The organism is Lysinibacillus telephonicus (assembly GCF_039654155.1).
GTDB lineage: Bacteria > Bacillota > Bacilli > Bacillales_A > Planococcaceae > Ureibacillus > Ureibacillus telephonicus.
In genome coordinates, this window is record NZ_CP155468.1 from 682,126 (window position 1) to 694,221 (window position 12,096).

Genomic DNA, 12,096 nt, shown 5'->3' on the forward strand with positions numbered 1-12,096 from the left:
ATAATATACTATAATAATTCTTTTACTATGTCAAATTGTTATTAAAAGGTAAGAGGTATAGGCTAGAAGTTTTACAAAGATGCGAAAAATGTCGAAAAATAGACAAAATTTTAAAATTTTATTAACATAATAATTTCTTTACAGGAATTCAATGTTTTAACGGTTTAAAGCGCCAAATTAATATTTTTAATGTAGTAATTTGAATTTACTATATTCAGAACATTCTTAATGTTGTTGACTATCATGTTGCAGCAATGTAATATATCGATAAACTCAAACTTTTTTGAATTATTAAATAGGTAAAGAAATTTATTCAAAAACGAGTCTATAAATCTTATTTGAGAGAAATAAGGGGGAAGTTTACATGAAAAATAGTATGGCAAAGCTTTCGTTCTTACTATTTGGTTTAGTACTTTTACTAGCTGCATGTGGCGGCGGTAATGAAACATCTACTGAATCAACAGAAGGCAACTCAGGTACAAACACAGATACAGAACAGCCAACTGATGCAAAGTCATTTAAAGTCGGGATTACACAAATTGTTGAGCATCCATCGTTAGATGCTGCAACAGAAGGTTTTAAAGCAGCTCTTGAAGAATCTGGTTTAAACATAGAGTTCGTTGATAAAAACGCTCAAAATGATCAAAGTATGAATACGACAATTGCACAAGACTTAGTAAATCAAGGTGTTGATTTAATTTTTGCTAACTCAACTCCATCCGCTCAAGCAGTTAAAGGTGCAACATCTGATATTCCAATCATTTTCACATCTGTAACAGATGCTGTAGGAGCAGAATTAGTAGAATCAATGGAAGCTCCTGGAGGCAACGTAACAGGGACTGTAGACTTACATCCTGATACAATTGCAAATACTGTAGCATTCCTTAAAGATGAATTAGGCGCGAAAAAAGTTGGTACTGTTTACAACACTGGTGAGCAAAACTCTGTTGCACAAATTGAACAAGTAAAAGCCTTATTAGAAGAATCTGGCCTAGAACTAGTTGAAGCACCAGTTTCAACTTCAGCAGAAGTAAAACAAGCGACTGAATCTTTAATTGGTCAAGTAGATTCTTTATATATCATTACGGATAACACGGTAGTATCTGCATTAGAGTCAGTAATTGACGTTGCAAATGCAAACCAACTTCCTTTAATGGTTGGAGAACTTGATTCAGTAAAACGCGGTGGATTAGGTGCTTACGGTTTTGAATATTATGATATCGGTTATGAAGCGGGACAAATGGCTGTGAAAATTTTAAATGGTGAAGCAACATCTGCAGAAATTCCAGCAGCTTACCCAGCAAACTTAAAATTACTTATTAATAAATCAGCTGCAGATAACCTAGGTCTTGAAATTAAAGATACTTGGAATGCAGAAGTTTACGAATAATATTGAAGTTAGTTAGGAGATGATTCATTATGTTTGCAGCATTGTTCGGTTCGGTCGAGCAAGGAATCATCTATGCAATTATGGCGCTCGGAGTGTATTTAACATTCCGAGTGTTAGATTTTCCGGATTTAACGGTTGACGGCAGCTTTGTAACAGGGGCAGCTACTGCGGCAACAATGATTGCACTTGGCTACAACCCAATACTAGCTACGTTATTAGCAATTGTTGCTGGATTTATTGCAGGATGTATGACAGGACTATTACACACAAAAGGAAAAATAAATCCACTTCTTTCAGGGATTTTAATGATGATTGCATTGTATTCAATCAATCTTCGAATCATGGGGTTATCTGCAGAAAATGCAATTGTTCGCCCAAATATTCCACTTATGAATTCAGAGACAATCTTTTCGCAATTCAATGCTTTTTGGAGTACTTTAGGCATTGATGACGTAATGACAAACTTCGTGAAAAATACATTAGGCTTCCAATCAGCTCCATCTACATGGGGAATAGCATTAGTAGTATTAATTATCACTCTAATTATTAAATTAATTGCCGATTGGTTCTTAAAAACAGAAGTTGGGCTTGCGATCCGTGCAACAGGTGATAATAAACGAATGATTCGAAGCTTCTCAGCAAACACGGATTCTTTAATTGTATTAGGACTTGGGCTTTCAAACGCCTTAGTTGCATTTTCTGGAGCTTTAATCGCTCAATATTCGAAATTTGCAGATGTAAATATGGGGATTGGGATGATTGTGATTGGTCTTGCTTCTGTTATTATCGGGGAAGCGATTTTTGGAACAAAGACAATCTTCCGTACAACAATTGCTGTAGTAGCAGGTGCAATTATTTATCGTATCATATATGCGGTTGCGCTTCGTATCGAATGGTTGGATACTTCTGATATGAAGTTAATTACGGCAGTTATTGTTATTTTAGCTTTAGTTATTCCACAAATGATTGAAAAACGCCGCGAGAAAAAGCGTAAAGAAAAACGGCGTGCTGAACGTCTTAGTCAACAAAATGTAGCGCAAGGGGGGAATCACCTTGCTTAGATTAGAAGGCATTAACAAAATTTTTAATGAAGGTACACCAGATGAAAAAATTGCCTTAGATAATATTAATCTTCACTTGGCACCTGGTGATTTCGTTACAATTATCGGAAGTAACGGTGCCGGTAAGTCTACAATGATGAACATGATTTCAGGAGCACTTACTCCTGACTTCGGTGCAGTAACAATTGATGACAAAGAAGTGACAAAGCTGCCAGAGTATAAGCGTTCTCAATTTATTGGTCGTGTGTTCCAGGATCCAATGGCAGGAACGGCACCATCTATGACGATTGAGGAAAATTTGTCGATAGCTTACTCAAGAAATGCAAAGCGCCGCTTCCGTGGTGGAGTGAATCGCGAACGCCGTGACTTTTTCAGAACGTCATTGGAAAAGCTACATTTAAACTTAGAAAATCGTTTAAATGCAAAAGTAGGGATGCTCTCAGGTGGGGAACGACAAGCGTTGTCGTTACTAATGGCAACATTTACAAAACCCGCAATATTGCTGTTGGATGAACATACAGCAGCACTTGACCCATCTCGAGCAGAACTCATTACGAATTTAACGAAGCAGCTTGTTGAAGAGGGGAACTTAACGACATTGATGGTTACCCATAACATGCAACAAGCAATTGACTTAGGAAACCGCCTTATCATGATGGATAAAGGCCAAATCATTTTATCGATTGATGAAGACAAAAAACCAAACCTAACTATCCCAGACTTAATGTCAGAATTCGAAAAAATCCGCGGAGAAAAAATGAACTCTGATAGAGCGTTGTTGGGATAATAAAAGTAAACAAATATAAAATTGACTCCAATTTAACAATTGGGGTCAATTTTTTTTGTAGGTTATGAAATTTGATTTTCATAAACAAGTAGGAACTGCAAGTAAATTGTGTTCTTACTTGTTTTTTATAAGAAAGAAGATAATTTGAAGTTGTTGAAAATTTAATTTTCATCTTAGTAAATGAAGGTGAAATTAATATTTATGAGATTTGTCTCAAATAGTTTTAGGGTAATAAAATAGGGGGCAAGGAGGGGGATAGATGATAGTTTTAGAGCGAGAGAGTTCCAATAAAATGATTATGTTAGAAATATTAATGCGTCGGTTGGATGAAGAGGATATGGATTATGAATATTTCAGAAATCAGTATAAAACCATAAAGTATGGCTATGAAGGTGAGATGCATGTAGACCGCGAATGGGAAGAAATTATAATCCCATCAAAATATTATTTGTTCCATAATTTTGAAACTGAGAATGAAGTGAAACATTCACATCAAATTGATACGATCTTTGCTAGTCAGAATTTTATTTTATTATTGGAAATAAAAAATATTGGTGGAAGAATTAATTTTGATCAAAAAAAGCATCAGTTTATGAGAACTCGGTTAGATGGTACAAAAGATGGGTATTCGAATCCGGTTAATCAAATCGAGCGTCATGTTAGATTTTTCAAACGTATTTTCATGAAATGGGAAATAGCATTACCAATTGAGTACGCAATTATTCTAACACAGCCTTCTACGGTTATAGGAGATACCCCTAATAATGCAGCTATATTTCATGTGAGTGGATTGCAAACGTATGTATATAATTTATTTGCAAAGTATCAAAAGAATCAAATCTCGCCACATAAATTGGAGATATTAAAAAACTATTTGCTGGCAATTAGAAAGCGGAAAATATGGGACCCGAAGATTGATAAAAATAAGCTGCGCAAGGGAGTTTTATGTAAAGCTTGTAATTATAAATCAGTTATGAGATTTGAGCACGGCAATTTTATTTGCCCTATGTGTAAAGCGAAAAATAAAGACGCATTATATGAGGCGTTATATGACTACAGGCATCTACATAGTGAATGGATAACGAATTATGATCTTAGAAATTACTTAAATATTGGATCGCGATTTGCTGTTAAGCGTTTAGTTTCTAATTTAAATCTAGAATATGAAGGTATAAGAAAAGACCGAAAGTACCGGATACCGGACAATATTCTAACGTTTATAGAAAAACGCACATAAATAATGAGGAACCGCACATAAATTCTCTAAAACCGCTCATAAATCTCGAAAAATCGCACATAAAGTTCGAGAATTCGCACATAAAGTCCAGGAACTCGCACATAAACCTAATGCCAAAACAAAAACACGCACCCGATCCAAAAATCGAGTGCGTAACTAAATTCATTTTACACTAGCAATCCGAATAATGTGCTATCCTTATTTACTTCTTTAAACTCGAAGCCATTGATTCTCATGCGATCGACTAGGGCTTGGTAGTCTTCTGGTTTGCTTACTTCAATTCCTACTAGTGCAGGGCCGCTTTCTTTATTGTTTTTCTTTGTATACTCGAATGTAGTAATGTCGTCGTTTGGACCGAGCACAACTGTTAGGAATTGACGTAATGCTCCAGCACGTTGTGGGAAGCTTACGATGAAGTAATAAAGCAAGCCTTCATATAGTAAAGACTTCTCTCTAATTTCCTGCATACGACTGATGTCATTATTTCCACCAGTAATGACAACGACAACACTTTTTCCTTTAATTTGATCAGCGTATAAATCGAGTGCTGCAACTGGAAGCGCTCCAGATGGCTCAGCAACGATGGCATGCTTATTATATAAATCTAGAATCGTTGTACTTACTTTGCCCTCAGGAACAAGCACGATGTCATCCAAATAATTTCTGCATATTTCATAAGTTGTAGATCCAACACATTGTACAGCTGTGCCATCACAAAATTTATCGATTTTATCCAAAGTTATTGGACCTTCATTTTCGAATGCAGCTTTCATACTAGCAGCACCTGCTGGCTCAACACCGATAACCTTACTATTGGGTGAGATATGTTTTACGTAAGCTGAAATGCCGGCCATGAGACCACCGCCGCCAATTCCTGCAAAAATGAAGTCAAGCGGCTCTTCGATGTCGTTTAATACTTCGACAGCAACAGTACCTTGACCTGCGATAATGTCTATATCATTAAACGGGTGGATGAAAATCATGTTATGCTCTTCGCAATATTCCATTGCAGCAGCGGCAGAATCATCAAAAGTATCCCCGGCTAAAATAATTTCAATATTGTTTCGACCAAACATACGAACTTGGTCGACTTTTTGTTTTGGAGTTGTTAAAGGCATGAAAATAGCACCTTTAATATTTAAATGAGCGCAAGCAAAAGCAACACCTTGAGCGTGGTTGCCAGCACTTGCACAGACAACGCCGCTAGTACGAGCAGCATCCTCAATTTTTTTGATTTTATAATATGCACCACGCAATTTGAATGAACGAACATGTTGTAAATCTTCACGTTTAATATAAATATTCGCACCGTATTTTTCAGATAAATAGTCATTCTTTTGAAGTGGTGTATGTAAAACGACATCTTTCAATAGATGATGTGCAATTAAAATATTTTCCACTGCAAGGGATCTAGTGTCTGCAACTTCCATCGTTTGGTAACCTCCGTTATTTAAAACATTTATTCATTTTAACATAAAAAATCGCGCTTTTTCACAAATTTTTATTGAATTCAAAAAATTTATAAAATGAAAACGTTTTATTGTGAAAACTCTTTTAACAGGTTCTATGTCAAATGTTGGGGTGAAGTGATATTACACGGCACCCCGATTATCCTAAATGAACCCCAATTTTCTTATATAAATTATTTAATAAAATTTTCGCTTTAAAGTGTTCATAGCTTCTAAAACCATAAGCATTGCGCTTCAAAACTTTTGATTTATTATTAATTCCTTCTAAAAAACCATTTGAATATCCAAAACTTAAACTATTTAAAATTTCAACTTGCCAATTTTTTAGCGTTTGAATAGCCTTTAAAAATGCCGGAATATTTGCTTCTTCTACCTTTCGGTAAAAGGCTTCTAATCTTTTTTTTATTTCTATCAAATCATTTGAAGTTTTTGCCCAATCAAACCATTCGCAGTAAGCTTCTTTTAATTCATAGGCTTGCTTTAGTTCCTTCGACATTCCTATGTAACGATTTAAGTACCAACGATTCGTTTCTGTTAACTTATCAAATCGTTTATATAGTACATGACGCATTTTCTTACATTTCTTTCGATCATATGCATGCCATTCTTTTTGAACATTTCGACGTACTTCATCTAGTGCCCAGTAAATATAACGACAATAATGAAAGCGATCCGCAATAATAATCGGGCGATTTAACGCCTTCCTAACTGCTGCTTTAAAGCTTGGATTCATGTCCATAACCACAATTTCTACATCTGCACCGTATTTCATCAAGTAATCCTTAATGGTTTCTTTTCTACGATTTGGTAAAATATCAATTGGTTCATGTGTTTCCGCATTGGCAATAATTAATTGATAAGTTCCCGCATCGGTATCTGCTTTATATTCATCAATCGCGATACATTTTGGTAAATGAACCCCTTCATTTAATTGTTCCTTTACTACTTCTTTAAAGCGACGAATCACTGTTGAGCTTGATGTACCAAGTACTTCAGCTGCTTCTTTAAATGTTTTTGCCTTTATTGAACGGATTCGTACAACTTGATTCCATTCTTTCGAGAAACGTTGATATTTATCCACGAAAGGGGATTTTTCTGAAAAACGTTTCCCACATTGGCATACATAACGACGACGTTTATAAAAAAGGACGGTTAATCGTTCAAACCATTTTAAATGATTAATTTTTTGAATTCGATAATCATGGACTTTTGATGTTATATTCTTGCATGCCGGACATTGATGTTCTTTTTTTGGTATGGAAACGTGTAGAACAATACGTTCCCCCATCTCCTCCACCTTATGAACAGTTACACCTTTTAATCCTGGAATATTCATGTTAAAATTCATTTGCACGTATCACCTTTCATTGCTTGTTTCTAGACAATTCAAGTATATAGAAATCGGTGATTACGTGCTTTTTTATTTATGAATTTTTTCAAACCCCAACAAATATTATAGAGCCTTTTAACATTACATAATGGTGGAATAAAAAAGGGACTGACAGCTGCCAGTCCCTTGAGAAATTAGAATAAAATATGTGCAATCAATGCAATTAGTGGAATTGAAATTAATGTACGGACTAAGAAAATCATAAATAAATCCCAAAGTTTTAATGGGAGTTTCGTACCTAAAATTAATCCACCAACTTCAGACATGTAAATCAATTGTGTAACGGAAATTGTTGCAATAAAGAAACGAGTTAATTCTGATTCGATATCGGCTCCTAAAATAGAAGGCAATAACATATCAGCGAAGCCAACAATCATCGTTTGTGCAGCTTGCCCTGCTTCTGGAATTTGCAGCAGTGCTAAAATAGGCTCAAATGGCATACCTAAAATTTCAAAGAAGCTTGTAAACTCGGCGAGCACAAGTGCAATCGTACCGAACGCCATAATAATAGGTGTTACGGCAAACCACATTTCCAGCACATTTTTAAACCCTGATAGCAAAACTTGGCCTAAGTTTTTATTGCTTTCCGCTTTTGTTAACGCGTTGTGCAAGCCGAATGTAATTGCATTAAAGTTCTCTGGAATATCTTCCTGCTTTTCATTAGGCTTTGAGCCATCAAATAATACATCTGGTTTATGTTTTAGCGGGAAGATACGAGGCATGATAAATGCTAAAATTAACCCTACAACAATAACAGTTCCATAAAACTCGAAGAAATAGTCTTGAATGCCGATTGTTTCTACAACAACTAAACAGAACGTAATTGATACAACTGAGAATGTTGTTGCAATTGTAGCAGCTTCACGAGCAGTATAGTTTCCGTCTTCATATTGCTTATTCGTAAGAAGAACACCGATTGTTCCATCTCCAACCCAAGAAGCCAAACAGTCAATTGCCGCACGACCAGGAATTTTAAAAACAGGACGCATTATTTTTACCATCATAGACCCGAAAAACTCTAGTAATCCGAAATCAGTTAATAATGGAAGTAATAGACCAGCAAATAAGAATAACGTAAACATCATTGTAACTAATCCGCCATCTGGTGCTAATAACAAGCCTGCTGTATTTTCACTAGTGAAGCTTTCTGGACCTACTTGGAACAAATACATAGTAGCGAAAACTACGGCTAAAATGCGCATTACCGTCCAAAACCAGTTTACTCGGAATAAAGAGTCAGCTAAAGTACGTTCATTTTTTTCTGGAATGAATTGAAACATGACAGACCCTACCGCAGCAACAATAAATATGATGTATGCGAACCAATGAATAAATGAAACAACTTTACCTGCCAATAAGTTAGCCAAAATTGTTATCGGGACCTTTAAACCATCATCAGTACCAATTGGTGTAATAAATAGGAAGACACCAATTACTGAAAGTAGGATAAAGAGGACCCATGTATATGAAGTGAACTTTTTCATTGTCATAACCTCTTCTAAAATTATTCGTTGAATATTTATACAATATAAAGGGAGTATATGCAAATGTAAATATGTTTTGATAAAGAAAAAGTATTCAGAAACTTTCATTTGTATGGAAAATGAATAAAATGGTATTTGAAGGATTGGAAAACGTCTTAATTTACAAAAACATTGCTGATTATATATGTATATTTATGCCCAAAATTAATAAAAAAGAAGCCTCCTCATATTAACTGAGAAGACTTCAATAATTAGAAAAAATACCAATGTTATGAAGTATAATGGTTAATCTTCAAAATCTACAATGTAAAATCTTTCATAATGCAGCCAACTATCACTCATTGGCTGACCTTCATCAACACGTTTTGTGTTTTCTTCAATCATCCAAGCAGTTTGGGAAGCGTGTGCTTGGAGGGCTTTTAATTTATCTTGTTTTACGCTGCTTACATCAATTTCAACAGGGGGAGCACCTTTGTCTGCTAATGTATTGTTTGCAAAGCCGACAGCGTAAACTGTAGGGCGAATCGTTTTTGGCATGCGTCGTACAGCTTCAACTACTGAGCGTGCAGTTGCTTCATGATCTGGGTGGACAGCATATCCCGGCAGGAAGGTAATTATTAATGATGGATTTAACTCATCAATTAAGTCTTTTACCAGTTTGACCATTTTTTCATCATCTTCAAATTCAACTGTTTTATCGCGCAGTCCCATCATTCGTAAATCTTCAATACCCATAAACTCACACGCGGCTTGTAATTCTTTGCGGCGAATTTCCGGCAAAGATTCTCGTGTAGCGAATGGGGGATTACCGAGATTGCGACCCATTTCACCTAGTGTTAAGCAGGCGTATGTAACAGGGACACCCATATTACGATAAAGTCTAATCGTACCCGCTGATGAAAATGCTTCATCGTCTGGATGAGGAAAGACAACTAAAATTTGACGTTGTGGTTGTAATGTCATTCTTAATCCACTCCTTAATAAGAAAATGGTGTTTCACTAATTTCTAGTGCAACAGCAAGTTTTCCTGTAAAGTCTAATCCAGCCATTAATAAACGGCCTTTGTCATCCAGTTCATAGTGAGTTATCCCTTGTGCGTAAACCCAACCATGTTCCATTTTCAATCCGACACGGTGTGGAGTATCGTTAATAACTTTTGCTAATTCGTATTTGATTTTCGCATTGCGAATGAAAGCTCCTGCATTGAACACTTTTTCATTAAAATGTGTAGCATAAGCGCCATTAGTTGTTTCTAGATGAATATAGACGTCTTTGTTCGCAAAAGAATTAAGCAATTCTTGGAGCTCGTCAATTTGTACTTCCTTCATCTTAATTCTCCTTTCACATCTATTTACTAATAAGTATAGTAAAAAAATCCACTTTATGAAAAGAAAAAGCAGTCAAAGAACCGTTTAAAATTTATTTTACCTTGGCGGACCTTCGAGAACAGAAGGAGATATACCTAAGAATTATGCTTTTAAATTAAAATAGCGGAGGGGCTGAACAGAAAATTTTATTTCCTAGACAGCCCCTCCAAATGATAATTAAATTTCTTTTATTGTAACTTCTGGTGCACCTAAGCGAGGTTTTGCACCATGGTAAACTGGTCCAACAAATTCATTTAGTTTCCAGCCATGTTTGATTCCAGCTGCAACAAATTCTTTTGCTTCTAAAACAGCCTCTTTAACAGATAAGCCGTTCGCTAAGTTTGATGTTACGCTTGCTGCAAACGTACAACCAGCACCGTGATTGTATGTAGTTTCTACTTTGTCAGTTTCAAGCAAGTAAAATTTTTCGCCATCGTAGAATAGATCCACTGCTTTGTCAGTTTGTAGGGCACGTCCACCTTTAATTACGACATTTTTCGCACCAAGAGCATGGATTTTCTCAGCAGCTGTTTTTAATTCATCAATTGTTTTAGGAGTACCTGTACCAGCTAATTGACCAGCTTCGAAAAGGTTGGGTGTTGTCACAAGAGCGTTAGGGATAAGGTATTGAATCATGGCGTCAACTGTACCAGGATTTAACACTTCATCTTCACCTTTACATACCATTACAGGGTCAATAACGACATTTTTAACACCAGATTCGGCAATTGCTTCACCAGCAGTTTGGATTACTTCCTCTGTAGAGAGCATTCCTGTTTTCAATGCATCAATTCCAGTTGAAAAAGCTGTTTTAAGCTGTGCTTTTAAAACATCGATTGGTAATGTATAAACACCATGATTCCAGTTGTTATCAGGATCCATTGTTGCAATTACTGTTACAGCGGCCATTCCATATGTGTTATGTTCTTCAAATGCTTTTAAATCTGCTTCCAAACCAGCGCCGCCAGAAGCATCAGAGCCAGCAATTGTTAATGTTTTTTTCAGTGACATATATTTCAAACCCCTTTTTAAATAGTTTAAGTTAATATTAAAAGTATAAAGTAGTTCTGACTTTGTAAAAATAGTCAGAATGAATAAAAAGTATAAGGTCAGTTTTTGACAATAAGTTGACTGCTATATAATGTTGTAAAAAAATCTATTAATTCTTCTATTGAAACTGTTAACTTGTTAAAGTACGTTTAAATAGAGAGGTGCTAAAAATGAAAAGAGTATTTGAAAATGAGTGGCAAGAAATACTTGCTGAAGAATTTGAAAAACCATATTACATACAACTAAGAAAATTTGTAGCTGAGCAATATAGCATATCAACAGTTTATCCACCGCAAGAAGAAGTTATGAGCGCGTTTTATACGGTACCATATAAGTCTGTGAAGGTTGTGATATTAGGACAGGATCCATACCATGGACCAGGACAAGCTCATGGTATGTGCTTTTCAGTAAAAAAAGGAGTGCCGCATCCACCTAGTTTACGAAATATTTTTCAAGAGCTGCATCATGATTTAGGTTGTCCAATTCCGAAAGACGGGTACTTAATGAAATGGGCTAATCAAGGTGTGTTTTTGCTAAACACCGTACTTACTGTTCGACAAGGTGAGGCAAATTCTCATAAAGGTGCTGGTTGGGAACAATTTACCGATAAAGTAATTGAAAAGCTGGCTGAACGACAAGAACCGATAATCTTTGTGTTATGGGGAAGACCAGCTCAAATGAAACGGGCGATAATTGAACAAAAGGGTCCACAGCATTTTATATTGCAAGCTCCACATCCAAGTCCATTAAGTGCCCATCGTGGATTCTTTGGAAGCAAGCCATTCTCTAAAATTAATGCTAAATTAGTTGAGTGGGGGCAAGAGCCAATAGATTGGAATTTAAGTGAATAAAAGTAGGACC

The 12,096-nt window shown here is 35.8% G+C and carries 11 protein-coding genes; 5 read left to right on the plus strand and 6 right to left on the minus strand.

What is annotated here, in order from left to right:
• Positions 1 to 364: 364 nt before the first annotated feature.
• The 4 genes from MKY04_RS03330 (at position 365) to MKY04_RS03345 (ending at position 4,475) form a co-directional block, all read left to right on the plus strand.
• On the plus strand, positions 365 to 1,390 hold the full coding sequence (locus tag MKY04_RS03330; protein WP_346235305.1) for an ABC transporter substrate-binding protein: 1,026 nt from the start codon (positions 365 to 367) through the stop codon (positions 1,388 to 1,390).
• A gap of 29 nt (positions 1,391 to 1,419) precedes the next feature.
• The gene (locus MKY04_RS03335; RefSeq protein WP_126293211.1) at positions 1,420 to 2,451 is read left to right on the plus strand and encodes an ABC transporter permease; all 1,032 of its coding nucleotides are present in this window, start codon (positions 1,420 to 1,422) and stop codon (positions 2,449 to 2,451) included.
• The gene (locus MKY04_RS03340) at positions 2,444 to 3,238 is read left to right on the plus strand and encodes an ABC transporter ATP-binding protein (protein ID WP_346235306.1); all 795 of its coding nucleotides are present in this window, start codon (positions 2,444 to 2,446) and stop codon (positions 3,236 to 3,238) included. Before MKY04_RS03335 ends, MKY04_RS03340 begins: the two co-directional genes overlap by 8 nt.
• 259 nt (positions 3,239 to 3,497) lie before the next feature.
• A complete protein-coding gene (locus MKY04_RS03345) occupies positions 3,498 to 4,475 on the plus strand; it encodes a nuclease-related domain-containing protein (protein WP_346235307.1) in 978 nt (325 codons plus the stop codon).
• A 167-nt stretch (positions 4,476 to 4,642) separates the two neighbouring features.
• Here the strand turns inward: MKY04_RS03345 and ilvA are convergent, their stop codons facing one another.
• From ilvA to thiD, 6 genes are all read right to left on the minus strand, one after another.
• Positions 4,643 to 5,905: a threonine ammonia-lyase IlvA gene (gene ilvA / locus MKY04_RS03350; protein WP_126293215.1), complete on the minus strand. Its 1,263-nt coding sequence runs from the start codon at positions 5,903 to 5,905 to the stop codon at positions 4,643 to 4,645.
• A 178-nt stretch (positions 5,906 to 6,083) separates the two neighbouring features.
• Positions 6,084 to 7,298, minus strand: coding sequence for an ISL3 family transposase (locus tag MKY04_RS03355; RefSeq protein WP_346234469.1), 1,215 nt, complete (start codon positions 7,296 to 7,298; stop codon positions 6,084 to 6,086).
• A gap of 170 nt (positions 7,299 to 7,468) precedes the next feature.
• The gene (locus MKY04_RS03360) at positions 7,469 to 8,818 is read right to left on the minus strand and encodes a YjiH family protein (RefSeq protein ID WP_126293217.1); all 1,350 of its coding nucleotides are present in this window, start codon (positions 8,816 to 8,818) and stop codon (positions 7,469 to 7,471) included.
• Between the two features lie 285 nt (positions 8,819 to 9,103).
• Positions 9,104 to 9,781, minus strand: coding sequence for a bacillithiol biosynthesis deacetylase BshB2 (bshB2, locus tag MKY04_RS03365; protein WP_346235308.1), 678 nt, complete (start codon positions 9,779 to 9,781; stop codon positions 9,104 to 9,106).
• A 14-nt stretch (positions 9,782 to 9,795) separates the two neighbouring features.
• A complete protein-coding gene (locus MKY04_RS03370) occupies positions 9,796 to 10,146 on the minus strand; it encodes a YojF family protein (protein WP_346235309.1) in 351 nt (116 codons plus the stop codon).
• A 216-nt stretch (positions 10,147 to 10,362) separates the two neighbouring features.
• Positions 10,363 to 11,196: a bifunctional hydroxymethylpyrimidine kinase/phosphomethylpyrimidine kinase gene (gene thiD / locus MKY04_RS03375; RefSeq protein WP_126293222.1), complete on the minus strand. Its 834-nt coding sequence runs from the start codon at positions 11,194 to 11,196 to the stop codon at positions 10,363 to 10,365.
• Between the two features lie 209 nt (positions 11,197 to 11,405).
• On the opposite strand from thiD, the gene MKY04_RS03380 reads away from it, so the two are divergent.
• Positions 11,406 to 12,086 (plus strand): uracil-DNA glycosylase, encoded by a 681-nt coding sequence (locus MKY04_RS03380; protein WP_126293223.1) that lies wholly within the window; start codon positions 11,406 to 11,408, stop codon positions 12,084 to 12,086.
• The last annotated feature ends 10 nt before the right edge of the window (positions 12,087 to 12,096 follow it).

Bases quoted from the DNA above. Each gene is read 5' to 3' on its own strand.
- MKY04_RS03330 (WP_346235305.1), top strand. From the start codon at position 365: ATGAAAAATAGTATGGCAAAGCTTTCGTTCTTACTATTTGGTTTAGTA.
- MKY04_RS03335 (WP_126293211.1), top strand. From the start codon at position 1,420: ATGTTTGCAGCATTGTTCGGTTCGGTCGAGCAAGGAATCATCTATGCA.
- MKY04_RS03345 (WP_346235307.1), top strand. From the start codon at position 3,498: ATGATAGTTTTAGAGCGAGAGAGTTCCAATAAAATGATTATGTTAGAA.
- ilvA (WP_126293215.1), bottom strand. From the start codon at position 5,905: ATGGAAGTTGCAGACACTAGATCCCTTGCAGTGGAAAATATTTTAATT.
- MKY04_RS03360 (WP_126293217.1), bottom strand. From the start codon at position 8,818: ATGAAAAAGTTCACTTCATATACATGGGTCCTCTTTATCCTACTTTCA.
- bshB2 (WP_346235308.1), bottom strand. From the start codon at position 9,781: ATGACATTACAACCACAACGTCAAATTTTAGTTGTCTTTCCTCATCCA.
- MKY04_RS03370 (WP_346235309.1), bottom strand. From the start codon at position 10,146: ATGAAGGAAGTACAAATTGACGAGCTCCAAGAATTGCTTAATTCTTTT.
- thiD (WP_126293222.1), bottom strand. From the start codon at position 11,196: ATGTCACTGAAAAAAACATTAACAATTGCTGGCTCTGATGCTTCTGGC.
- MKY04_RS03380 (WP_126293223.1), top strand. From the start codon at position 11,406: ATGAAAAGAGTATTTGAAAATGAGTGGCAAGAAATACTTGCTGAAGAA.